The sequence below is a fragment of the Allostigmatella hybrida genome, from assembly GCF_020103775.1.
Lineage (GTDB): Bacteria > Myxococcota > Myxococcia > Myxococcales > Myxococcaceae > Hyalangium > Hyalangium aurantiaca.
Map to the genome: position 1 here is coordinate 32,271 of NZ_JAHXBH010000017.1, position 24,789 is coordinate 57,059.

General features: G+C 70.1%; 17 protein-coding genes. 5 read left to right on the forward strand and 12 right to left on the reverse strand.

Annotated features, from left to right (window positions below; genetic code table 11):
* Positions 1-109 precede the first annotated feature (109 nt).
* Positions 110-1,345 (forward strand): serine hydrolase domain-containing protein, encoded by a 1,236-nt coding sequence (locus KY661_RS23410; RefSeq protein ID WP_225412335.1) that lies wholly within the window; start codon positions 110-112, stop codon positions 1,343-1,345.
* On the opposite strand, the gene KY661_RS23415 is transcribed toward KY661_RS23410, so the two are convergent.
* On the reverse strand, positions 1,324-2,709 hold the full coding sequence (locus KY661_RS23415; protein WP_225412336.1) for a cytochrome P450: 1,386 nt from the start codon (positions 2,707-2,709) through the stop codon (positions 1,324-1,326). The two genes, KY661_RS23410 and KY661_RS23415, sit on opposite strands and share 22 nt — an antisense overlap.
* A gap of 198 nt (positions 2,710-2,907) precedes the next feature.
* On the opposite strand from KY661_RS23415, the gene KY661_RS23420 reads away from it, so the two are divergent.
* Both KY661_RS23420 and KY661_RS23425 read left to right on the forward strand, forming a co-directional pair.
* Positions 2,908-4,818: a YgiQ family radical SAM protein gene (locus KY661_RS23420; protein ID WP_075004836.1), complete on the forward strand. Its 1,911-nt coding sequence runs from the start codon at positions 2,908-2,910 to the stop codon at positions 4,816-4,818.
* Positions 4,819-4,829: 11 nt separating this feature from the next.
* Positions 4,830-5,774, forward strand: a complete 945-nt coding sequence (locus KY661_RS23425) for an FAD-dependent oxidoreductase (protein ID WP_225412337.1) — start codon at positions 4,830-4,832, stop codon at positions 5,772-5,774.
* A 9-nt stretch (positions 5,775-5,783) separates the two neighbouring features.
* Here the strand turns inward: KY661_RS23425 and KY661_RS23430 are convergent, their stop codons facing one another.
* From KY661_RS23430 to KY661_RS23475, 10 genes are all read right to left on the reverse strand, one after another.
* Entirely contained in the window at positions 5,784-7,976 is a 2,193-nt protein-coding gene (locus KY661_RS23430) for an FUSC family protein (RefSeq protein WP_225412338.1), read from the reverse strand.
* Between the two features lie 62 nt (positions 7,977-8,038).
* On the reverse strand, positions 8,039-8,551 hold the full coding sequence (locus tag KY661_RS23435) for a hypothetical protein (RefSeq protein ID WP_225412339.1): 513 nt from the start codon (positions 8,549-8,551) through the stop codon (positions 8,039-8,041).
* A 165-nt stretch (positions 8,552-8,716) separates the two neighbouring features.
* Positions 8,717-11,515, reverse strand: coding sequence for a S8 family serine peptidase (locus KY661_RS23440; protein ID WP_225412340.1), 2,799 nt, complete (start codon positions 11,513-11,515; stop codon positions 8,717-8,719).
* Between the two features lie 113 nt (positions 11,516-11,628).
* Positions 11,629-12,327 (reverse strand): YqiA/YcfP family alpha/beta fold hydrolase, encoded by a 699-nt coding sequence (locus KY661_RS23445; protein ID WP_225412341.1) that lies wholly within the window; start codon positions 12,325-12,327, stop codon positions 11,629-11,631.
* A gap of 28 nt (positions 12,328-12,355) precedes the next feature.
* Positions 12,356-13,297: an RluA family pseudouridine synthase gene (locus tag KY661_RS23450; RefSeq protein WP_225412342.1), complete on the reverse strand. Its 942-nt coding sequence runs from the start codon at positions 13,295-13,297 to the stop codon at positions 12,356-12,358.
* Positions 13,288-15,684 (reverse strand): ATP-binding protein, encoded by a 2,397-nt coding sequence (locus tag KY661_RS23455; RefSeq protein WP_225412343.1) that lies wholly within the window; start codon positions 15,682-15,684, stop codon positions 13,288-13,290. Before KY661_RS23455 ends, KY661_RS23450 begins: the two co-directional genes overlap by 10 nt.
* A gap of 14 nt (positions 15,685-15,698) precedes the next feature.
* On the reverse strand, positions 15,699-16,145 hold the full coding sequence (locus KY661_RS23460) for a hypothetical protein (RefSeq protein WP_225412344.1): 447 nt from the start codon (positions 16,143-16,145) through the stop codon (positions 15,699-15,701).
* Between the two features lie 8 nt (positions 16,146-16,153).
* Positions 16,154-16,555, reverse strand: a complete 402-nt coding sequence (locus tag KY661_RS23465) for a hypothetical protein (RefSeq protein ID WP_093525370.1) — start codon at positions 16,553-16,555, stop codon at positions 16,154-16,156.
* A gap of 41 nt (positions 16,556-16,596) precedes the next feature.
* Complete coding sequence (locus KY661_RS23470; protein WP_225412345.1) at positions 16,597-17,730, reverse strand: cytochrome-c peroxidase; 1,134 nt, start codon at positions 17,728-17,730, stop codon at positions 16,597-16,599.
* Entirely contained in the window at positions 17,727-18,227 is a 501-nt protein-coding gene (locus KY661_RS23475; protein ID WP_225412346.1) for a YfiM family protein, read from the reverse strand. The genes KY661_RS23470 and KY661_RS23475 overlap by 4 nt, the downstream gene beginning before the upstream one ends.
* Positions 18,228-18,362: 135 nt before the next feature.
* Here KY661_RS23475 and KY661_RS23480 point away from each other — a divergent pair, with 135 nt between their 5' ends.
* On the forward strand, positions 18,363-19,448 hold the full coding sequence (locus KY661_RS23480; protein ID WP_225412347.1) for an acyltransferase family protein: 1,086 nt from the start codon (positions 18,363-18,365) through the stop codon (positions 19,446-19,448).
* Positions 19,449-19,461: 13 nt separating this feature from the next.
* Here the strand turns inward: KY661_RS23480 and KY661_RS23485 are convergent, their stop codons facing one another.
* Positions 19,462-20,634 (reverse strand): tRNA-uridine aminocarboxypropyltransferase, encoded by a 1,173-nt coding sequence (locus tag KY661_RS23485; protein WP_225412348.1) that lies wholly within the window; start codon positions 20,632-20,634, stop codon positions 19,462-19,464.
* A gap of 273 nt (positions 20,635-20,907) precedes the next feature.
* Here KY661_RS23485 and KY661_RS23490 point away from each other — a divergent pair, with 273 nt between their 5' ends.
* Complete coding sequence (locus tag KY661_RS23490) at positions 20,908-24,786, forward strand: rhamnosyltransferase WsaF family glycosyltransferase (RefSeq protein WP_225412349.1); 3,879 nt, start codon at positions 20,908-20,910, stop codon at positions 24,784-24,786.
* Positions 24,787-24,789: the final 3 nt, after the last annotated feature.

Genomic DNA, 24,789 nt, shown 5'->3' on the forward strand with positions numbered 1-24,789 from the left:
TGGGACGCCTTCCTCGTCGCCGGTGAGGACGAAAAACAAAAGAGGATCGGGCTGAAAGCTCCTCCGTTCCGGTGTAAGTCCGAGGGACTTCACCACGAGGACTCCCAGCATGGCGCCCTTCGGCATCGATGTGGAACCGGGCGAAGCCGGTCTGAATGCGGCACAGCTCCGCCGCCTGGATGCGCACCTGCGGCGGTACGTCGATGACGGGCGGCTCACGGGCTGCCAGGTCATGGTCTCCCGGCACGGCAAGGTCGCCCACCTGGCCTCGTACGGCCTCGCCGACAAGGAGGCGAACCGGCCCGTCGATGTGGACACGGTCTGGCGCATCTACTCCATGACGAAGCCCATCACCTCCGTCGCGGCGATGATGCTGTGGGAGGAAGGGGCCTTCGAGCTGTTGGATCCCGTCAGCCGGTGGCTGCCCGAGTTCGCCGCGCCGCGCGTGTACACCGGCGGCAACGCGGCCAAGCCCGTCACCGTGCCCGCCATTGAGCCCATCCGCGTATGGCACCTGCTGACCCATACCGCGGGGCTCACCTATGGCTTCCACCGGGTGAACGTCACCGATGAGATTTACCGGCTTCGGGGCTTCGAGGCCGGCGTGCCCGAGGGGATGGACCTCGCCGCGTGCGTCCGCGCCTGGGCCGAGCTTCCGCTCACGTTCCAGCCCGGCGCGGAGTGGAACTACTCGGTGGCCACGGACGTGCTGGGGCGGCTCGTCGAGGTCATCTCGGGCCAGAGCCTCGATGCCTTCTTCGCCGAGCGCATCTTCAAGCCCCTGGGGATGACGGACACCGCTTTCGGATGCCCTCCGGAGCAGCACGCCCGGCTGGCCGCGCTGTACGGCGTGTCTCCGGGGCGCCCCGCGCCGGTGCGCATCGAGGCCATCGGCAAGGCCGCGATGAGCCGCCCCTCCTGGCTGTCAGGCGGAGGCGGCCTGGTCTCGACAGTGCGGGACTACACGCGCTTCACGTGGATGCTGCTGAACGGGGGGGCGCTCGATGGCGTGCGGCTGCTCTCGCCGAGGACCGTGGCGTACATGACCCGCAACCACCTGCCGGGCGGCGCGGACCTCGCCACCTTTGGCCGGCCGCTCTTCGCCGAGACGCGGTTCGATGGGGTGGGATTCGGGCTGGGCTTTGGCGTCGTGACAGACCCCGTCGCCCACCGCACCCTCACGAGCCCCGGCGAGTACCATTGGGGCGGCATGGCGAGCACCGCGTTCTGGGTGGACCCCGCCGAGGGCCTGAGCGTCGTGTTCATGACCCAGTTGATGCCCTCCAGCGCCTACCCCATCCGCTCCCAGCTGCGGCAGCTCATCTATCCCGCCCTCATCGACTGACGTGTAGATGCCCGAAGCTGCACGCGCGCCGGCATCTCATCACGCGGCCTGAGGGCGAATGTCGGATCAGCCGCCAGGTCGTTGGTCAGCAGCTCCAGCGTGAACCGCTGTGCAAGCGTCGCCAGCACCATCTGCGCCTCCGTCAGGGCGAAGTGAACCCCGATGCACTGGCGTGCTCCGCCGCCGAACGGAAAGCACGCAAATTCGTGCTGTTTTGCCCGGCGCCCGTCCAGCCAGCGTGACGGGTCGAACCGCTCGGGTTGGTCCCACAGCTGTGGATTTCGCTGCGTCACCCACTGGGGCAGCAAGATCATCGCTCCGGCCGGGATTCTGTATCCGCCGATCTCGTCATCCTCGACAGCCACTCGCGGCATTCCCCACGCGGGTGGATAAAGCCGCAGCACTTCATCGAAAACCGCCCCCGTGTACGGGAGGTTCGGGAGGTCCTCGAAGGACGGTGTACGGCCGCCGAGCACGCGGTCGAGCTCTTCCTGAAGTGCCTCCAGCACGGCAGGGTTCCGCCCAAGGAGGATCCAGGCCCAGCTGAGCGAGGCGGCTGTGGTTTCATGCCCGGCGATGAGCAGCGTGAACACCTCATCGCGCACCTGCTGGTCGGACATTCGCTCCCCGGTTTCCGCATCCTGCGCGCTCAGCAGCATGTCGAGCAGATCGCCGATCTGCTCCTGCCCTGCTGCCGCACGCCGCTCGCGAATGATGCGGAAGACCATCTCGTCCATGCTCCGCCGCTGGCCCCAAAAGCGGCGGTTGGACGGCGTCGGGACCCACAAAGGGAGGGAGAACGAAGCGGCCGTCCGCCGCCCGACGAATGCCAGCGCTTCTTTGACCGCATTGCCGATGCGATCCGTTTCGCTGCTGATGTCGCTGGAAAACAGCGTCGTACTGACGATGCGCAGGGTGACGCGCAGCATTTCCCGGCTCAGCTCGACGGTAGCGCCTTCCCGCGACAAGCGCTCCCACCGCTGCGCATCGGCATCGATGGCATTTGCCATCACGCGGCCGAGCTGCGCGATGCTCTTCCGGTGAAAGACCGGCTGCATCAATCGGCGGTTTCGCAGCCAGGACTCTCCTTCCGCGACCACCAGCCCGTTGCCAGCGAGCGCGCTGACCGGCCCCGTGAAACGCTCGGCCTTGCGATAATTCTTTTGGCGGGAACGCAGCACATGCTCGATCCCTTCCGGGTGCGCGACCATGTACCAGGAGATTCCGGCAATTGCCTGGAAGCGGACCACATCGCCGAGCTCGCGCTGTGCGCGCGTGTAAAACCCGAGCGGATCGGCGGCCGCCTCCGGGCCGGAGCCTACAATCGGGCGTCCAGGCATCGTGGGAGGGAGAGGGGCGGGCATTTTCGTCTCCAGATGATGACGGAGTGCCGGACGTGCTTGCAAGCGTGCGGGTCTGCTTTGTGCCGCACGTCCCCTCTCGACAGTGGACGCTGTCCTTTCCGCATCGGGTGAGGTGGCCCGGCATCTTCCGGGAAGGCCTCGTGTTACAGCGGGAGTTGCCTCCCCCCTGCCTTCCCGACTAGGGGAGACCCCTACGCCATGGCCTTCCCTGCCCGATACGCCCACCCGTTCCTGCCCACCACCCGCGCCGACATGCAGGCCCGGGGCTGGGAGCAGCTCGACATCATCATCGTCAGCGGCGACGCCTATGTGGACCACCCGGCCTTCGGCCCCGTGCTCATCGCCCGCTTCCTCGAAGGGCGAGGGTTCAAGGTAGGCATCATCCCCCAACCTGACTGGCACTCGGCCGAGCCCTTCAAGGTCCTCGGCAAGCCCCGCCTCTTCTTCGGCGTGGCGGCCGGCAACCTCGACTCGATGCTGAACCGGCTCACCGCGCAGAAGAAGAACCGCTCGGAGGACCAGTACAGCCCCGGCGGCCGGACGAACTGCCGCCCAGACCGGGCCACCATCGTCTACGGCCAGCGCTGCCGCGAGGCCTACCCGGATGTGCCCATCATCCTGGGCGGCATCGAGGCCTCGCTGCGCCGCATCGCGCACTACGACTACTGGAGCGACAAGCTGCGCCGCTCCATCCTCTTCGACGCCAAGGCGGACCTGCTCATCTTCGGTATGGGCGAGCGCCCCGTGTGGGAGGTGGCCGACCGCATGAACCGCGGGGAGTCCATCGAGCAGATCCGCGACGTGCGCGGCAGCGCGTACCTCATCAACGACGCGGAGATGAAGCTGCACGAGGCGGACCCCGCCAAGCGCGCCGCGGACCGCAAGACGGTCATCCTCCCCTCCTTCGAGGAGGTGCTGGCCGACAAGCGCGCCTTCGCGGTGATGACGCGCGACTTCCAGATGGAGACCAACCCGGGCAACGCGCGCCCCGTGGCCCAGCGCCACGGCAACCGCGCCATCTTCATGAATCCGCCCGCGCTGCCCCTGGAGGACGGGGTGGGCACCGGCCCCAGCCCGGTGGCCATGGACGAGATGTACGACTTGCCGTTCAACCGCGTGCCGCACCCGATGTACAAGAACGAGGGCATCCCGGCTTACGAGACGGTGAAGCACTCGGTGGTGCTGATGCGCGGCTGCTTCGGCGGGTGCACCTTCTGCTCCATCACCGAGCACGAGGGCCGCGTCATCCAGAGCCGCTCCGCCGAGAGCGTGCTGCGCGAGGTGCGCGCCCTGCGCCGCATGGGCGACTTCCGGGGCACCATCACGGACCTGGGGGGCCCCACCGCCAACATGTACAAGCTCAAGTGCAAGAGCGAGGACATCGAGAAGCGGTGCCGCAAGCTGTCGTGTGTCCACCCGGGCGTCTGCGAGAACCTCCAGACGGACCATGGGCCGCTCATCGATCTGATGCGTGAGGTGCGCCAGGAGGAGGGCATCAAGCACGTCTTCATCGCCAGCGGCGTGCGGTACGATCTGGCCGAACGCTCTCCCGAGTACGTGAAGGAGCTGGCCGCGCACCACGTGGGGGGCCAGCTCTCCGTGGCCCCCGAGCATGTGTCCCCCCGGGTGCTGGAGAAGATGAAGAAGCCCGGCATCGAGAGCTTCGAGCGCTTCCAGACGATGTTCGCGTGTGCCAGCGAGGAGGCGGGCAAGGAGCAGTACGACATCCCCTACTTCATCAGCGGCCACCCCGGCTCGTCGCTGGAGGACATGGTGGACCTGGCGCTGTGGCTGAAGAAGAACGGCAAGCGGCCCCGCCAGGTCCAGGACTTCATCCCCACGCCCATGGCCGTGGCCACCACCATGTATTACACGGGCATTGATCCGCTGAAGATGGAGCCCGTCTACACGGCCCGGGGCCTGCGGGAAAAACGTCTTCAGAAGGCGCTCTTGCTCTACTGGAACCCCGAGCACTGGCCCATGGCCCGGGAGGCGCTGGAGCTCGCGGGGCGCAAGGATCTCATCGGCCGGGGGCCTGCGGCCCTGGTGCCGCCGGAGAGCGCGGGAGAGGCCGAGCGCCGGCGCCGCGAGGAACGCCGCGCCCGCTGAAGGAGTCCGGCATGGGCATCGTCGTCTTGGGAGGGGGCGTGTCGGGGCTCTCCTGCGCCATCCGTTTACGGGAGGCAGGACACGCCGTGCAGCTCTGGGCGCGCGAGCTGTCGCCCCACACCACGTCGGACGTCGCCGCCGCCATCTGGTACCCCTACCTCGCCTCGCCGAAGGAGCGCGTCCTGCGGTGGGGGCAGCGCACCCTGGAGGTGCTGCGCACGCTCGCGGACCGGCCGGAAACCGGCGTCCACCTGGTTCGCGGGACCGAGGTCTTCACCGAGCCGGTGAGAGATCCGTGGTGGGCTCCCAGCGTGCCCGGCTTCCGCAGGGCCACTCCCGGCGAGCTGCCGCCGGGCTACACCGAGGGCTACGCCTTCGAAGTTCCTGTCATCGAGATGCCGCGCTACCTGCCCTTCCTCCAGGAGCGCTTCCGGGCCCTGGGCGGCCACCTGCTCCAGCGCGAAGTCCATGCCCTGGAGGAGGCCTGGAGCGTGGCGCCCACCGTGGTCAACTGCACGGGCCTGGGCGCGCGGGCCCTCGTGGGTGATGAGGCGCTCGTTCCCATCCGGGGCGACGTGCTGCGCGTGTCCCCTTCCCCCACGGGCCAGTTCCTGCTCGACGACAGCGAGACACGAGGCATGGCCTACGTCATCCCTCGCGCCACGGACTGCATCCTCGGGGGAACGGCCGAGATGGGCGTGGACTCCCTCGCGCCCAGTGCCTCACAGGCCGAGAGCATCCTCGCGCGCTGCCGGCGGCTGCTGCCCGAAGGCACCCCGTTGAACGTCGTGGAGCACAAGATCGGCCTGCGGCCGGGGCGCCCCTCGGTGCGCCTCGAAGCCGAGCAGCGCGCGGACCGCTGGGTGGTCCACAACTACGGCCACGGGGGCGCCGGCGTCACCCTGTCCTGGGGCTGCGCCGAGGAAGTGTGCGCCCTGGTGGAAGCCGGGCGCTGAGCGTCCGTCTCACGCGGGCGCCTTCTCGGGCGCGCACTCGAGGGGAGCCCGGGTGCCCCGGCGCGAGACCGCGCCGTGCAGGATGGAGAGGTGGCGCACGACGCGCTGGAGCTGGATCCACAGCAGGGAGTCCGCCGCCTCCGGTGAAGGGGCGCTCCCGCCGAGCAACGCGTCGAAGTCCACGAGAGGCGCGGGCGGCCGCCCCGTGGCCACGGCCTCGGCCAGATCCTCCAGGGCCCGTTCCGCCGCGCTCACGAAGGGCGCCAGGCGGTCCCCGGTTCCCTCCATCCCGAGGTATTGGAAGGACGAGGCGATGGAGACGACCGAGGCGGCAAAGCGCCGCGTGTAGGTCAGCAACGTCATCAGGGGCTCGATCGGCTCGGTCCGCCGCCGCGGCTCGGAGAGCAGGCGCTGGAAGGAGGCTTCCGCGTTGAGCGTCTCCAGCCCCATCTTCCGCTGGGCGTCGGAGAGCGCCTCGTCCCCGCTCCACTTCCCGGAGAAGCCGGAGGAGAAAACGAGCCGGAAGTAGTCCCGCTGGGCCCGCAGGGCCGCCGCCATGTGCTTGGGGAAGAGCTCGTGCTCGGACCGCTCCCACAAGAGCCAGGTACACGCCAGCGCCAGGGCTCCGCCGATCAGCGTATTGAGGATGCGCACCCGGGCCAGGCCCCAGTCCCCGGTTCCCACCTCGGCCAGCAGCACGAAGGTAATCGTGAGGAAGACGGTGTAGAGCCCGTAGTTGAGTGGGATGACCGCGATGCTGATCGCCGCAGTCAGGAACACCAGCACGAGGATGACCTCGGGCTCGTGAAACCACGCGGCCACCGCGGCCGCGAGGATGCCCCCCACCATGGTGCCCGCCACCCGCTGCAGCCCCTTGAGAAAGGTGGCGCCCGTGTAGGGCTGCATGATGGTCAGCACGGTGATGGTCACCCAGTAGCCGTGGCTCGGGACGAAGCGCGTGGAGAGCCCCACCGCGAGCGCCGTGGTGAACCCCACCCGGAGGGCATGCCGGAGCACCACTGAGTCCAGCGAGAGGTTGTCCCGGAGCGGCCCGAGCAGGGAGGGCCGCTGCGCCACGGGACTGCGCCGGGAGGGCACCCGCTCTCCGGACAGGCCCGCCGCCATCCGCACCGCGGCGTCCGACACCTCGCGCAACCGCTCCAGCAGCCGCGCCGCGTGCTGACACCTCGCCCGCTCCCCGGCCTCCAGGGCCCGGGGCTCCCCCAGCGTATCGGCCCGCATGAGGGCCGCCCGGAAGGCCTCCGCGCCCCACTCCAGCACGGGCAGGGGGCGCGTCCGGCCCTCCGTCTCGGTGATGCGCGCCAGGGACTGGAGCGTCGCCGCGAAGGCCGCCAGGGTGCGCCCGACCTCCTCCCGGCCGGGCATCCCCCGGTCCTCCGGCATCAGGCCCTCCAGCTCATCGCCCAGGGCAATCATCGTCCGGAACAGCGCATCCGCCATCTGGAGCAGAACCAGGAGCCGCTCGCCCCGGCCGCTCTCGCCCCGGCCCCGGCGGGTGGCCGCCAGCGTACTGCCCGCCACCTCGAGTGCCTCGCGGATCCGCCCATGGTGGCCCAGGAGCACGGCCTGCCAGGCCGCCGCGCTGGCCCCGCCGCGCGAGAGCCCCCCCAGGGCCGCCGCATAGTCCGCCACGCGCCGGAAGCACTGGGACACGGCGGCGCGGGCGGGCCGGTAGGGCCGGATCGGCCAGAGCACCAGGGAGAGCACCATGGCCCAGAGGCCTCCCAGGGCCACCATGCCCGGCCGCAGCAACAGCTCGGAGGGGTCCGGGGAAGGCATGGCCAGGGAGATGACGAAGACACTGGCCGTGGTGTTGCCCACCACGGTCGCCGCGGCCCCGAAGACCCCCGCGTAGGAGCACGCGGTGATCCACACGAAGGCCGCGGGGATGGCCACCAGGGGATACGGGCCGATCCACCCGCCCAGGAAGGCCGCGAGCGCTCCGGCGAGCATCCCGGCGCCCATGCTGAAGGCGCGGGGCCGGTAGGAGCCGCCCCGGTCCGCGAAGGAGGTGTTGAAGCCCCCCACGCTGAGCCACAGCGCATCCGGCACGTGATAGGCGCCCGCCACCACCACGGGAAGGATGGTGGCGATCGCCGCCCGGAGGCCCGCCATCACCGCCGGCTGCACCGGGGCGAAGCGGGCGACCTCCTTGAGATGTTCCCACAGGCGCCGGAGCATCGGGCGCGGTTATGACGCCAGACGCGCCCCGGGACAACGCTGGAGGCGCCTTGAGGTGCGGCCTACACCGTCTCCTGCGCCAGCGAGGAGGACCCCTCCGCGCCCGCCTGCGGCGCCCGGACCGAGCCCAGCCGCAAGCGCAGCAGCATCCTCGCGCTCGACAGCGCGAAGAGCGCGGCCCCCAGGCCCACGAAGCTCAGCGGCGCGAGCAAGGGAGGGGCCACGGACAGGGCGCCCTCGAGGTTCGCGGCCGAGTAGTCCCCCGCCAGCTCCTCCATGAACGCCACGGCATGGATGTAGGTCCCCATCAGGCCCACCAGCATGCCCGCGAGCCCCACGCCCCGCGCCGTCCACACGAACACCTTCCGGGACTTCGGGATGCACACGGCCGTCAGCAGCAGGAAGCCCACGAGGCCGTACACCACCGGGATCGCCTGCCACCGGTTGTCGAAGTCCTTTCCCGCCCAGTGGGACACCGCGGAATCGAAGGCGAGCGCAATCAGGCCAGGGGCAAGCACGAGCGCGAGCGCTTTGCGCGAGTTGAGCCGAACCCAGCGCAGGAATGAACCAAACATGTCGAACTCTCCAATGAAAGCAGGGCGCATTCTGCCCTCTTCCCCGCCGGATACGAAGAGGGGTTCCCTCACCCCGCGAGGCGAGGCTTCGTTGTATAAGCCAAGCTGTTGCATCCACCCCGAGGGGGAAGGAAGCCTGAACCTCAAGCTTCCCTCCCCGGAGGGCTAGCGAGTTACCACCGCCGAGACGTCATCCACCAGGAAGCCGGTCGGGTTGGAGAAGTCCTCGTTCGACTCGAAGGACACCCGGACGGTCTGCCCCTTGTAGGCGGAGAGATCCAGGGTCCGCTGCACGTAGCTCGAACCGCCATCCAGATTGCTGTAGGTGGCCAGCGTCGCGAGCACCGGCCCCGCGCTGCTCTGGATCTGTACGGATAGTGTGTCCCAGGCGGGCCCTGTGACGAACTCATCCGTGGAGACCTTCAGCCAGAACTGGAGCGAGGCGGCGCACGCTCCCGCGGGGATGGCGATCTGCTGTGACAGCGTGTGCGTGCCACCCGCGCCCTGGCCGCCCAGCAGCGCCCGCCAGCTTCCCGTGCGCGCCGTGCTGGCCTTGGCAATCACCCCGCTGGAGGCGGTCCAGTTCACGGCGCCGCCCTCGAAGCCCGGGTTGAGCAGCAACTGCGTGGTGCTGGTGCATCCCCCCGAGGCGTTGTTCACGCTGATCTGCACCGCGGCCGAGCGGCCCTCGTTCCCCCCGGCGTCAGAGGCCCGGCTGGTCAGCGCGTAGCCGCCATTGGCCACGCCCCGGGTGTCCCAGGAGAGCTCGTAGGGCGCGGTGGTGTCCGTGCCCAGCAAGGTGCTTCCGGCGTAGAACTCGACCTTGGAGACGCCCACGTTGTCGGAGGCCGTGGCGCTGAGCTTCACCGTTCCGCTGAGCTGGGAGCCCGCGGACGGTGCCGTCAGGGACGTCACGGGCGGCGTGGCATCGCCTCCGCCCCCGCCGCTGCCCTGGACCGCGAAGACGAGATCATCGGTGTCATCGTAGCTGCCCGTGGAGCAGACCGCCGTGCCTCCGAAGTACCGGAACCCCCCGCGGATGGCCTGGAGGCTGCCCGTGGGCAGGGGGTACGTGGCGGTCAGGGTCTGCGCCCCGCTGGCCGTGGGCTTCAGCGTCGTGAGGAAGGTCCACGCGGGGGTATTGGCGTCCGCGGCGAAGTACAGGTCCAGCGAGTCCGCGCTGAAGATGCTCGCGTAGGCCCAGACCCGGGCGGTGATCGTCACCGTCTTGCCCGGCGCCAGCGCCGAGCCGTCTTGGGTGGAGATCCGCAGCCCCTCCAGGGACTCGTCGCTCTGGTAGGAGCCCCCGGTGCCGTCGGCGCAGGAGCTGCGAATCGTATTGGGCGCATTCAGCTCGGGGCCCGCGGGGCCACGGCCCTGCACCAGCGTGCCCGTGTCGCAGAATGGGCCCACCGCCGCGCACTTGGGCGCCTTGAGCCCGGTGTCGTACGCGGCAAAGCCCGGGTTGTGGAGGGTGAGGTTCACCGGGGCGCTCGTGCCGGCGTTCCCCGCGGCATCGAAGGCCCGGGCCACGAGCACATGGCCCCCGTTGGCCACGGTGGCGGTGTTCCACGAGAGCGCGTACGGCGCGGTGGTGTCACTGCCCACGGCGAGCCCGTCCACCAGGAACTCGACCCGGGTCACGCCCACGTTGTCCGACGCGTTCGCCGAGAGCGTCACCGTGCCCGTGAGGGTGGCGTTGTCCGCGGGGGACGTCACCCCGGCGGAGGGCGCCACGGAGTCCTCCACGCCGCCTGGGGGCGGAATGAAGCCGGTGTACAGCAGGACATTGGGCGAGCCCGTGCCCGGATTGCCCACCCCACCGCTGGTCCCGTTGTTGACGAGCGCGTCGCGCACCTGCTGCGGCAGCGCGGACGGGTGGCGCTCCAGGTACAGGGCCGCCGCGCCCGCCACGTGCGGGGTGGCCATGGAGGTGCCACTGAGGACGTTGATGGCCGAGGCGCCGGTGTTCCACGAGGAGGTGATGCCCTCGCCCGGCGCGAAGATGTCCACGCACGTGCCGAAGTTGGAGAAGTAGGAGCGAGCGTCCCGGGCATCCACGGAGCCCACCGTCACGGCCGCGGGGGCGCGGGCCGGCGAGGTGGTGCAGGCATTCGCGGTCTCGTTGCCCGCGGCGACGGCATACGTCACTCCGGAGTGAATGGACTGGGTGACCGCGTCATCCAGCGCCTGGCTCACACCGCCGCCCAGGCTCATGTTGGCCACCGCCGGGGACTGGTGATTCGCCGTCACCCACTCCACGCCCGCGATGACACCCTCGTAGGTGCCCTCGCCGTTGCAGTCGAGCACGCGCACCGGGTGCAGCGTCACGCCCTTGGCCACGCCATAGGTGGTGCCGCCCACGGTGCCGGCCACGTGCGTGCCGTGGCCGTTGCAGTCGGCGGCCGTTCCCCCTGGCGTTGCTTCATCCACGCCGTCGCTGATGCGCTGGGCGAACTCCTGATGCGTCCGGAGGATGCCCGTGTCGACAATGTACACATGCACACCTACTCCAGTGGCGTTGTAGGTGTATTGGGAGTCGAGCGGCAGGGCGCGCTGGTCCAGGCGGTCGAGCCCCCAGGTGGCCCCCGTCTGCGTCGCGCTCAATGAGACAAAGCCGTTTTCCTCGACGTATTTCACGCGAGGATTCGCGGCGAGGGCCCGCGCCTGGGCCTCCGTCAGCCGGGCCGAGAAGCCCTTCAGCGCATGGTGGAACGTCCTGCGAAGACTGCCACCGTGCTCCCGCGCGAGCGCATCCGCCGTGGCGGCGACGTTCATCCCCTCGCGCTCTTGAGACTCGGTGAGCACGACGATGTATTCGCCGGGAACCGCGCGGCTGGAGCGGAGGAACTTGCCCTGCGTGGAGAGGAGAGAGGGGACATCCGGTACCGCGTCTTCCGGTGGCTGCCCGCAGGCGGCCAACGTCAGAAGGACAAGCCATGGGATGGCTCGACGCTGAGACATGGAGGTGGTCCTATGTGTGAGTACAACCGACGCTCTCGAGGGGATGACGGCGGAGCGCCACCTGGGTTCTCTGCCGAGCCACTCCCCGAGTTTCTTTCCGTAGCCGGGGCGGCTCAGGCAGGCGCCGGCACCGAAACACGAAAAGGCCGAAGGAACGCATCGACCTCGGACTGGATGAGCTCCAACGAAGCCGTCAGCTCATGCCCGTCTTCGACTTCCACGAGCCGGACGTGCGGCTTGCCGCGCGCCCAGTCCCGGGAGAACTCGATGGCGGTCGTCGTGTCCTCGCGGCCGTGGATGAGGAGCGTGGGCACACGGACATCCGGCCAGCGGCCCGCGCGCGCCTCCACGGCCTCCATGTCCTGGATGAAGCCGAAGTCCACCCGGGCCGGACGCTTCTCCGCGTAGTCGTGAACTTCCAGCCAGCCCTGCATCTCCCAGCGGCGCATGGCCTCCGTGCCCAGGTTGCGCCGCACCTGCGTCCCCATCTGGAAGGCCGGGGCCAAGAGCACGAGCGCGCACACGCGCGCGTCCTCCTCCGCCACGCGGCTGGCGGTGAGCCCCCCCAGGCTGGAGCCGAACAACACGGCCCGGTCCCGCTCCGTGCCGATGGCCTCGCGCACCGTGCGCATCATCGCGCTCAGGCGCAGGTGCTCCAGGGAGGGTTGGCGCATGTTCAACCGCTCCAAGTGGACGCCCTGGCGCGCGAAGTGGGCCGCGAGCGCCACCCCCTTGGCTGACTCGGGCCCCGAGGCAAAACCGTGCAGGTAGAGCCAGCGGGGGCCCGGGGGCAGAGGGTGCTCGACGTTCATGAGCGCACTGTACCTGGGCAGGGCCCGCTCAGGGCTCCGCATCGCGCAGCAGGGCCAGCGCCTTCGCGAAGTCCTCCGGCAGCGGGGCCTCCACCCGCACCGCATCTCCCGTCGAGGGGTGAGGCAGCGCCAAGCGCAGCGCGTGCAGGGCCTGGCGGCCGATGGCCTGGGCCGCCGGGTGGGCACGGGCCTCCGCGGGCCCGTAGATGCCATCGCCCAGCACCGGGAAACCCGCCTCGGAGAGCTGGACGCGGATCTGATGGGTGCGCCCCGTCTCCAGTTGGACCTCCAGCAGCGCCGCGCCGCGCAGCCGCTCGCGGACCTCGAAGGCCAGCGCCGCCCGGCGCGCGGACTTCACGCGCGTGGTGAACTTCCGGGGATCCCTGGGGTCCCGGCCATAGGGTCCCTCCAGCCGCCCCTGCTCCGGGGGCGCTCCCAACACGAGGGTCCAGTAGCGCTTGTCCACGCGCTTCTGCTGGAAGGCCAGGTCGAGCGCCGCCGCGGCCGCATCGGTGCGCGCGAACATGAGGCAGCCGCTCGTCTCGCGGTCCAGCCGGTGAACGACCCCGGGCAGGGCCACGCCCTCCACATCGAACGGGGGCCGCTGCGCCGCGAGCAGCTCCACCACCGAGGGGGCCCCACCCCCGGGCTCCACCACCAGCCCCGCGGGCTTGTTCACGATGACCAGCTGCGAATCATCATGCAGCACGGGCAGCGGGGGCCCCTCCACCGCGGGCCCCTGGGGGGCACGGGGCGCCGGCAGGGAGAGCTCGATCTCCTCTCCCCCCCAGAGCTTGCGCGTGGGCTGGCACGTCTTGCCGCGGATGCGCACATGCCCCTGGGCGATGAGCTGGCGGGCCCGCTCCAGCGAGAGCCCGGGCACGTGCTTCGAGAGGTGCTTGTCGAGCCGCTCGCCCGCGGCGTCACGCGCCACCGCCAGCTTCCGGGTCGCTCCAGGATTCAGCCGCACAGGTGCTCCACGAACAACCGCAACCCCTCGCGCTCGAAGGGCTTGCGCAGAAAGTTGAGCTCGCGCGAGGCGATGAACGCACGGGCCTGCTCGGAGAAGAGCCCCGCGGACATGAGGCCCGTGTGCCGGATCAGCTCGGGCGCGCGGCTCTCCAGCTCCAGAATGAAGTCCACGCCGCTCATCCCCTTCATCATCACATCACACAGAATGGCATCGTAGTGCTCCCCCCGGAGGAGGAGCTGAAGCGCCTCGCGCGCATCCTGGACCGCGTGGACCTCATGGTAGGCGTGCAGCAAGCGGCGCACGGCCGCCCCCACCGAGGGCTCATCATCGATGAGGAGCACGCGCCTGCGGGGCCCCTTCCGGGGGCGGGGCGGCTCCGGCGGCGCCTCGGCCTCCCCCTCGGGCGCCACCAGGACCGGCAGGCGCAGGCGGAAGGTGCTCCCCCCCCCGGGCGTGCTCTCGACGTCGATGGAGCCCCCCATGCCCTGGATGATGGTGTTGCAGATGGCCAGGCCCAGCCCCGTGCCCACCCCCACCGGCTTGGTGGTGAAGAACGGATCGAAGATGTGCCGCTGGACCTCGGGCGCGATCCCCTGGCCGTTGTCCTCCACCTCGATGCACACCCACTCCGCCTCGTGCCAGGCCGCGACGTGGATGCGGTTGTCCTGGACCGCGCGCTCGGAGGGCAAGGCCTGCACCGCGTTCACCAGGAGGTTGACGATGACCTGGGCCAGCCGCGACTCGTTGCCCAGCACGGCCGGCACGGGGCAGAGCTCCTGGGAGAGCCGTGCCCGGTGCTCCAGCTCATTGCGCACCAGCCGGAGGGAGCCCTGGATGACGCGGTGGACATCGACGGGCCCCCGGCTGTCGTCATCCGAGCGCGAGAAGGACTTGAGATCCTGGACGATGAGCCGCACCCGCCGGGTGCCCTCCAGGGACTCCAGCACCGCATCGCGCATCTCGGCCCGCAGCCCCGCGGGCAGCTCCTCCTGCTCGAGCTGCTCGGCCAGGAACGCCAGGTTGGAGGAGATGTAGGCCAGCGGGTTGTTGATTTCGTGCGCCACCCCGGCCGCCAGCGTGCCCACCGAGGCCATCCGCTCCGACAGCCGCAGCTGGGTCTCCATCCGCCGGGCCTCGGTGATGTCCCGGATGACGCCGATGAGGAACGGCTCGCCGTTCATCAAGGTGAAGGGCGCCTTCTTCGTAATAATGATGCGGGTGTTGCCGGAGGGGTCCGTCAGGCGCTCCTCGAACTCGTTCGCCCGGCCGGAGGAGAACACCTGCTCGTCCCGCTCCCAGAAGAGTCCGGCCTCGTGCGCGGGGATGAGATCGTAATCGGACTTGCCCACCAGCTTCTCCATGGGCAGTCCCAGGGCCTGGGCGAACGCGGCGTTCACGAGGATCCACCGGTGGGCGCGGTCCTTGATGAAGATCGGATCCGGCACCGCCTCCAGGAAGGTCCGCAGGAAGACGCGCGTGCGCACCAGCTCGGCCTCCGCGCGCAGCCGCCCCAGCTCGGCCTCCGCGCGGGCGGCGAAGACCTCGAACAGGGTCTGGTCCTTGCGGTCCGCGAGCAGCGCCCCCCGCCCGCCCACGGCCAGCACCCCGATGGCCCGTCCCTGCGCATCCCTCAACCCCACCCCCAGGCAGGCCTGGGCCCCGAGCCTCGGCAGGGTCGGGTCCCCGGGAAAGCGTCCTTGAATTCCTTCCGGGACCTGAACGGAGCCTCGGAGGAGGATTTCCTGGTGCACGGTGCCCTGGAGGGCAAAGGTGAGGTTCTCCTCGAAGCGGTCGCCGCTCCAGAACGCGAGCGTGCGGAGCTGCTCCTGGTCCTGGGTCAGCACGCCCACCAGGGCGCCCGTGCCATGAAACGCCGAGCCCAGCTGGGCCACCAGGCCCCGGAACAGCTCATCCCCCTCGGCGGCCGCCAGCCCGCTCATCAGCGACTGGAAGGACTGCTCCAGGCTGGCGCGGCGAAACTCCTGGGGGCTCATCGCCGCGGGCATCTCGCCCTGGGGCTTCAGCCGCCGCTGGAGCACCTTGAGCCGGGCGCCCCAGAGGCCTCCCGGAGGGGCCAGGCACTCATCCGCGCCCGCCTCGGCCAGGGCCTCGCACCCAGCGTCATCGCGCTGGGTCAGGACGAGCAACTGGGTCCGCGCGAAGACGCGGCGCGCATCGAGCTGGCGGCAGCAAGCGGCCAGCTCCTCCAGCGGCCCGCCCGCGTCCCACACCACCACGAGGCCGGGGGGGAGCAGATCCGGCAGCGTCTCCAGTCCCGGGGCCTGAACCACCTCGCAATCCACCCCGTGCGCCCGCTGGGCGTGCAGCTGCTGTTCGAGCGCCTCGCCCATCGCCGGTGGCATCCGCAACAGGATGATCTGCACCCGGGCCCTCCTCCTTATTCAAATGAGCCCAGCACCACCCGGGCGCGTCCCTCCATGGGCAGGCAATGGTCCTCCACGGCCGTGAAGCCCCGGTCACGCGCCAGCTGGGCCAGATGACGCATCCACGGATTGTACGGCATGCTGTTGTCGGAACAGCACGGAACCACGGCGAACGGCAACCGGTGGAGCGCCGCGTACTCGATGATGATGCGCGTGGCCCCATCCGGGTGCATGCCCACGAGCAGGTCCGCCTCGGGGGGCTCGCTCAAGGTGAACTCCCGGCAGGCGTATTTCACCGGGAGGTGCTTGTGCCGCAGGTCGAAGGTGGTGACGGTGCGTCCCAGCTTCGTCAGGGCCTCGTTGAGCCGGCCCTGCCCGCCGGCCACATCGAAGATGCGCGGCGCGCGAAAGCGTTCGCTGAGGAAGTGGGCGAAGAGCTCGAAGCGGCGCTTGTCGGCCATGCGGCGGCTCAGCCCACGAAGGCGGTCTGGGTGAGCACGCCCCGGCCAATCGCCATGATGCCACCGGCGATGAGGAGCAGCGACACGGCGACGGCCACCAGCGGCAGCAGGAAGCCCGGCTGGGGCTTCTTGCGGTTGCGCACCAGCAGCACGTGGGTCACCGCCACCGCGAGCACCATCGTCACGATGTGGCCGATGAGCTGGGGGTAGTACCGGCCCAGCGCCACCATCACGATTCCGATGAGGAACTGCAGGTCGAGCAGCCCGCTGTAGATGGCGCCCAGCACGCGCACGTCCTTGCCCGCGGTGCGCTTGGTCACCTGCCCCACCGCGAAGTAGACCAGGGCCACGAGGCCCACCAGGAGCACCAGGAACCGGAGCCCGGAATGAAACTGGAACAGAAAGTTCATGGCCCGCTCTTACTACCAGCGGGCCTTCCGCGCACGGCCCATCACGACGGGTCGGGCTTGGGCGTCCGGGGCGTGCTCTTCGGCAGCTCGGGGACGGAGATGTACTGCTGGGGCAGCTGCCCGGTGAGGCTCCGGAGGAAGGCCACCACATCCTCCACGTCCGGCTCCGGGAGCGTCTGGCCGAGCTGGTGCCGGGCCATCAGCCGCACCATCTCGGGCAGCGCCTGGACCGAGCCGCTGTGGAGGTACGGCGCCGTCTTCTCCACGTTGCGCAGCGTGGGGACCCGGAACTTGTTGAGGTCCTCCTCGTCCTTCGTCACCTCGAACCGGCCCGCGTCGCCCACGTGCGGCCAGGGCTCGATGAGGCCCAGCTTCTGGAAGGAGGTGCCGCCCACCGCCCCGCCGTTGTGGCACGTGGTGCAGCCCACCGCGACGAAGGTCTCCAGCCCGCGGCGCTCCTGCGCGGTGAGCGCCCCCGCGTCTCCGTCCAGGAAGGCATCGAAGCGCGAGGGGGTGGTGAGCTGGCGCTCGAACGCGGCGATGGCCTGCGTCACCGTGGCGCGCGTGATGGGCTGCTTCTCGCCGGGAAACGCCTGCCGGAAGCGCTTCTGGTACTCCGGAATGGAGGCCAGGGTCTCCACGAGCCGCCGGTCATCCGGCAGCGCCATCTCCACGGGGTTGAAGAGCGGCCCTTCGGCCTGGGCTTCCAGGGAGGCGGCGCGGCCATCCCAGAACTGCGCGATGTGGCCCGCGGCGTTGTAGACGGTGGGCGAGTTGCGCGTCCCCTTCTGGCCCCGGTGCCCATCGGACAGCGGCTTGTTGTCCACGCCGAACGTGTCCAGGCCGTGGCACGAGTTGCAGGAGATGTCGTGGTTCTTGGACAGCCGCGGGTCGAAGAAGAGCATGCGCCCCAGGGCAATCCGGGCCTCGGAGTCCACGGGGGCGGGCGCGGCCTTGGCCCTCGGCGCGGGCTTGAAGGCCAGCATCAGCTTCGCGGCATCCAGGGGGGCCCGCCTCGGGGCGGGCGGGTCCGCCGGCAGGGCCTCGGCCACCGCGGGGACGGGGGGCGCCGGGGGCACGGGGGTTTCCCGGGAACAGCCCGTCCCGGCCAGCAGCCCCAGCGCCACCAGTGCCGCGGGCAGCGGGGCCATCATGTTCCGGGTCCAGTCGTTCATGGGTACGTCTCCGGGAGCAGCTGTCCTACGTTGCGGCAGGTTAACAACATGTCCGTCACCCCGGGGCCCTTCAGCCGGAGCTCGCATGCTCCCAGCTTCCCCCATCCATCAGGAAGCCCCCCGGCCTGGGCCGGCACCGAGGACTGCCGGCGGCTGAGCAAGCCGTCGATGAGCCACGACAGCCCCAGCCCGGTGGCGGTGCCTACCGCATCCCACACCAGGTCCTTGGAAGAGAACCGGCCGCCCCGGCCCGCGTCATAGACTTCCTTGCCCAGCCCCACCCCCAGCCCGAGCCCCGCCCCCGAGAGCCACCGCGCGCGAGGGGACTCGAAGAGCAGGGCCCCCGCCCCGTACCCCACCCCCGCGAGCCCCAGGGTGGCCCCGAAGTGCTTGGGCTTGTCCGGGCCGAACCACGCATCCCCGGAGCCCGCGGCGAAGCCGGGAGCCGCCCAGAGCCCCAGGGAGAGCCACACGAACCGGGCCGCTGTTCCGTTCACCAGGGTGCCTTCCTCGCCAGAGGGCCTCCATCGGAGCCCTTGTGGGTCAAACTTCCCGGGGGTTCATCGGTCATCTGGACGGCCGCCGTCCACTTTCAAGACGGCCTGCCCACCTCCTCCTATGCTGGCGGACGCTTGCGTCCCCTTCGTCCGCCCCTTCTTCTGCTGCCCCCTCGCCACCCGGCCCTGGACGGTGCCCGGGGCCTCGCCGTGATGGCGATGGTGATGGGACATACGTTGGATGCGCTCCTGGCGCCCGTGACCCGTGGCCACCCCTGGGTCCAACGGTACTGGGAGTTTCGCGGCATCACCGCCCCGCTCTTCTTGCTGGTGAGCGGCTGGGCCGTCGTGGCCGCGCTCGACGCGCGCCGCCCGGATGCCGCGAAGGCCACCTATGGCCGCCGGGTCCAGCGGGCGCTGCTGCTGCTCTTCCTCGGGTACCTGCTGCACTGGCCCGGCTGGGACACGGTGCTCGCCCAGGGCTGGGGGGACTCGCTGCTGTCCCACGTCTTCGCCTTCGATGCGCTCCAGTGCATCGGCCTCAGCCTCCTCGTGGGGGCCACCCTGCTTGCCGTCTTCTCCGGTGCGGGAAGCCGGGCCGTGGCCCTGGCGGTGATGGCGGTGGGCGTGCCCCTGGCCAGCACGGCGGCCTGGCAAGCCAGCCCCCACTTGCCCGCCGTGCTGCAACAGGCCGTGGGGGGCGCCACCAGCCACTTCCCGCTCTTCCCCTGGGCAGGCTACTTCTTCGCCGGGGCCCTGGCGTCCTCCTGCCTGCGCCTGCTGCGCTCGGGCTGGCCCCAGGGGCTCGCGCTGACGGTGCTGGGGCTGGGCCTCATGGGGCTCACCCACCTGTTCACCGCGGACTGGAGCCCTACGAGCGCGTGGCTCGTCGCCTTGCGCGTGGGCGAGGGCTTCCTCGTGCTCGCGGCGATGAACTTCGCGCCCCTGTGGCTCTCGGCGGCCCTGGCGCCCCTGGGCCGCGTGTCCCTGTGGGTCTACGTGATTCACCTGCCCGTGGTGTACGGCTGGGCGGGCACCCCGGGGCTCGCCCAGCGGGTGGGCCCCACGCTGGGGCTGGGGCTGGCCCTGCTCGCGGGCGTGGGGCTTCTGGCGGCCAGCTTCCTGATGGCCCGGCTCGGCCAGTGGCTGCGCGGCCTCACCCTCCCCTGGCGCGTGGGCTCGACGACGCTGGGCGTAGGGCAGGGCGTGCAGCGCGTCTAAAGCGCGGCGCCCCTCACGCCCCCTTGCGCTTCAGGGGCGGCTGCGTGGCCTGGCCGCGCAGGATGAGCGCCTGGGCCACGGCCTCCAGGGCCTGGATGCGCCGGCCCGCGCGCCCCTGCGCCCAGAGCGCGGGCGCCTCCACCCCCAGCATCGCCACCGCCTGCTCCACGCCGCCCGCCTTGCCCGCCAGGGCCCGGGCCGTCGCCAGCCGCACGTTCACCGCCTGGCGCCGGCTCACGCCATCGCGCCACAGCAGCTCCAACGCATAGGACGTCCACACCGCCAGAACGTCGTCCGGGCGCAGGAAGGCCTCGAAGCGGCCCAGCGCCGCGCTCCGGTCCTCGCCCGCGAGCAGGACATGCTCGGGCAGCTCCGTGTGCAGCGGGGTGCTGCGCGCGAGCGGCTCACGCGGGGCCAGCACGGCCTCGAAGCGCTCACCGGTGGAGGGGCGGCTCGCCACCAGGTGGACCAGCTCCGGGGCAATGCCCGCGTCCATGGGGTGGGCATTGGCCTCGGCGTACAGGAGCACGAGCCGGGGGAAGCGCTCGGCCAGCGAGCGCAGCTCCAGGGGCGGACGCCAGGGCGCCTTGTAGATGCGGCGGCGGGGCGGCTCCTGGCGGCTGGACTGGTTCTCCAGCTGGGTGTCCACCATGAACTCGAAGGCGCGCAGCATCGCATCGAAGCGCGGCTGATCTCCTTCCAACGCGCCCAGCACATCCACCACCGCCTCGATGGTCGAGACACAGTGCTCCGCGGGCTCGGCGCGGATGCGGTAGTTGCTCGGGCGGCGCGGGGTGAAGCCGATGCGGGGCAGCCCCGCGAGCACGGGGTTGATGGAGACGACCTTCTTGGCCAGGGGCCACGTCCCGTCCACGACGATGAGCGTCTCCGGGGGCCGCGCGCGCGCCTCCTCGAGCGTCATCGCCTCCTTGCCGGGGAAGAGCACGGCCACGCGCTCGGGCGCCGCGGCCAGCGCCGCCAGCCGGGGGTTGTCCGAGAAATCCACCCCCTGGTGCAACTCGGAGTTGCTCAGCGCCAGGTGCGCCATGCGGGCCGTGCCGATGGCCACGCGCCGCTCGCGCGGGTGCTGGAGGAAGACGACGCGGGTGCGCGTCTCCACGCGAGGGATGTGCGCACAGTAGCAGGTGGCTTGAGGACGGCGGCAGCGCAGGCAGACGGGACGCACCCACCCGCTTTATGGCAAGCGGTCTCCCCCCGCAAGCCCCCGCGAAGCCGCACACGGCGAGTGTTGACACGCGCCCTGGGTCCCAATGACAGGCATGGCCGGTGGCCGGGCTGGCGTGTGTCCTCGCGAAGCCGCATGGCGAACCTCCCCGCGGGTGCATCGCTTGTATTGGAAAATCGCATTTGCAGTGTCTTGAGCGGATCCGCAGGTCTGTTGACTTGTTGCTTGACCACGGGATAGCAAGCCGTCCCACTCTTCATTCGAAGACTTCCCATGAATCACGATCGTCCTGCCACCCCTTCCGCCCCGGCCCGTCCGCCCCCCCTTCCTACCTTGAGGGACAGCGTCACCCCGGGGGGGGACGAATTGACCGTGGGCGACCTGGCCGACATGGTGGCCACCCAGCGGCGGGTGGTGGAGCGCCTGCGGGAGTGTGGCGGAGCGCAGTGCGCGGAGCTCGTGGCGCACGAGCAGACGCTGCTCCTGCTGCTCGCCCAGCTGCACAGCCGGGTGGGGAAGCCTTCGTCGCCCATCGAGGATCCGGTGCGCATGGCGCACGTGCTGGCGGATGTCTTCCAGTTCGAGGTCCCCAACTCTCCGCGCAAGCATGTCGGCAAGGCGGTGAGCCGCGCCAAGCGCGCGATGATGAAAGGGCTCATGCCCTTCCACATCGAGGTGTTGCGCCCTCAGCGGGAGTTCAACGCCGAGCTGGCCATGCTCGTGGAGCAGATGAGCGCCCACCGCAGCGCCACGCTGAACGCGGACCAGGGCGCGCAGATCCGCGGCCGCCTGGAGCCGCTGGCGGATCCGACCGCCTGGCGGCCCCGCTCCCACCGCGCCAGCACGGCGGGGGGCATGTTCACGCTCCTCAAGAAATCCTACCTCACCACGCTGGGCCCGGTGCTCCGCCAGCTGCTGGAGGGCCAGCGGCGCTGGAACCTGGCGGCGGTCGATGCCCTGTGCGCGGCGGTGGACTGGCAGGCCCCGGCCGCCTCCCGCGCCGAGCGGATGATCTCCGAGCTGGAGGCGCTCAGCAATCCGATGGCGCAGGGCATGGCCTCGCTCGGCCTGCGCGCGCTCTCGCCCATCTGGAATGAGCTGCTGCGGCGCCAGGTGCGCTTCAACCAGACGGTCGTCCGGGCGCTGGCGGCCATCCACCATGTCAACGAGCCAACAGTTCACGACTACCAGGCATGGTGCGCCGCCCACGAGCCGGAGCAATTCCGCCAGGCGAGCCGGGCCCTGCTGTCGCTGACGCGCCGGCCGTTGCTGAGCCTGCTGACGCCCACCTACAACACGCCCGAGTCCGTGTTGCGCGCCTGCCTCGACTCGGTGCGCGCCCAGTCCTACGACCGGTGGGAGATGTGCATCGCGGATGACGGCTCCACCGCCCCGCACGTCGTCCGGGTGCTGCGGGAGTACGCGGATCTGGACAAGCGCATCCGGTTCATCCGGACGCCCTCCAACGGCGGCATCGCCAAGGCCACCAACGCGGCGCTGGACCTGGTGCAGGGCGAGTACGTCTGCTTCCTGGACCACGATGACACGCTGGCCCCGCACGCCCTGGCCGAGGTGGCGCTGCGCCTTCAGGCCGAGCCGGAAGCGGACCTGCTCTACTCCGACGAGGACCGGATGGATCAGTCCGGCCGCCGGGTGCTCCCCTTCTTCAAGCCGGGCTGGTCGCCGGACCTGCTGCGCAGCGCCAATTACATCTGCCATTTCCTGGTCGTGAAGCGCGACCTGCTGGAGAAGGTGGGCCGCATCCGCGAGGGTTTCGACGGCGCGCAGGATTACGATCTCATCCTCCGGGTGTCGGAGCAGGCCCAGCGAATCGCTCACATCCCGCGCATTCTCTATCATTGGCGCATGAGCGCCGTGTCCATGGCGGCGGATGTGAGGAATAAGCCGAAGGCCTCGGACGCGGCCCGGCGCGCGCTGGCGGACCACCTGGCCCGGTGCTCGGAAGAGGCCATCATCGAGGAGCCGCTGCCCACCACGTTCCACATGCGCTACCCGGTGCGTGGCAAGCCGCTCGTGTCCATCATTGTCCCCTTCAAGGACAAGCCCGAGCTGCTCGCCAAGCTGGTGGAGAGCCTGGAGCGGCACAACTCCTACGCGCATTACGAGTTGCTGCTCATCTCCAACAACAGCGTCCGGCCCGAGACCCATGCCTTGCTGGACCGGCTGGTGGATCCGCGCATCCGCAAGCTGACGTGGAACGAGCCTTTCAATTACTCAGCCATCAATAACTTCGGGGTGCGCAACGCCCAGGGCGAGCTGCTGCTCTTCCTGAACAATGATGTGGAAGCCCTGAAGGCCGGCTGGCTGGAGGAACTCATCGGCCAGGCCCAGCGCCCGGGCGTGGGCGCGGTGGGCCCCAAGCTGGTCTTCCCGGATCAGACGATCCAGCACGCGGGCGTGATTCTGGGAATGGGCGGGTTTGCCGGGCATGTCTTCGCCCGGCTGGCGGACCGGGCCGAGTGGACGGCGTTCGGACACGCGGACTGGACGCGCAACTACCTGGCGGTCACCAGCGCCTGCGTGATGATGCGCCGGGACGTGTTCGAGTCGGTGGGCGGCTACGACGAGAGCTTCATCGTGTGCGGCAGCGACGTCGAGCTGTGCCTGCGCATCGTCGAGAAGGGCCTGCGGGTCGTCTACACGCCGGCGGCGAAGCTGCTGCACGACGAGTCGGCCACGCGCCGGGTGGACTCCATCCCCGAGGTGGACTTCTGGCGCTCGTTCTCGACGTACCGCCGCTACCTGCGCGAGGGAGACCCCTTCTACAACCCCAACCTGTCGCTCACGATGGGGGATGGAACCCTGCGGCGGGACAAGCGGGACGCGGAGTCGATGGCGGTCCAGGTGTTGACCACGGAGCTGCCCGGCTCCCGGATGCCCGTGGCCTCGCAGGGCCGTGCGAACCACCAGCGCCACATCGCCGAGCACGTGCCGGGCATGGACTGCCTGCCCGTGGAGGCGGAGCGCACCCGGCAGCAGAACGGCGGCCGGATCGCCGCCCTCCAGAGCCGCAGCAAGCCGCTGCGCAAGCTGTCCTGGTTCGTGCCCTATTTCCGCCACCCCTTTGGAGGGGTGCACACCATCCTGCGCTTCGGGCACCTGATGCGGACGCGGCATGGGGTGGAAAGCCAGTTCGTCATCTACGACAACCCCCATGCGAGCGCCCGGGAGATGGAGGCGCGCGCCCGGGTCCTGTATGATATGCCGCCGGGCAGCTTCCGGGTGCTCTCCTCCCAGGAGGACGTGAAGACGCTTCCGGAGTGTGATCTGGCCATCGCCACGTTCTGGCGCAGCGCCTATCTCATTCTCAAACATCCGCAGGCCTACGCGCGTGCGTACTTCGTGCAGGACTTCGAGCCGCTCTTCTACCCGGCGGGCACGATGTATGGTTTGGCCGAGCAGAGCTACCGGCTCGGGTTGTTCGGCATCTTCAACACCCGGGGCCTGCACGACTTCGTCACCTCCAATTACGGGATGAACGGTCTGCATTTCGAGCCCGCGGTGGAGTCGTCGCTCTTCCACGACGGGCGGCCGCCGCGCTCGGGCCCGGTCCGCATCTTCTTTTACGGGCGTCCGTCCGTGGACCGGAACGCGTTCGAGCTGGGGCTGGCGGCGCTGCATCAGCTCAAGAAGGAGCTGGGAGGCGCCGTGGAGATCCTCACCGCCGGTGAGGAGTGGAACCCGGAGCAGTACGGCGTCCGGGGCGTCATCAACAACCTGGGCGTGCTCCCCTACGAGAAGACGGCGGACCTGTACCGGGAGATCGACGTCGGGCTGTGCTTCATGTTCACCAAGCATCCCTCGTACCTCCCCCTGGAGATGATGGCCTCCGGGGTGACGGTGGTGACCAACGACAACCCGGCCAACCACTGGCTGCTCAAGCACGAAGAGAACTGCCTGCTGGCGGAGCCCACCTACTCGGGGGTGCTCGAGCAGCTGCGCCGCGCCGTGCTGGACAACACGGCCCGGAGCCGCATCAGTGCGACGGCCGCCAAGCGGATGCGGACCACCACCTGGGAGCAGCAGGTGGATCAGGTCTACGCCGCGCTCACCAGCCAGGTGGATGCGCAGCTCCAAACCCCGGCCGGTGGAGAGACGGCCCGGGGGGAGCCGAAGCTCCGGGCCCTCTGAGCG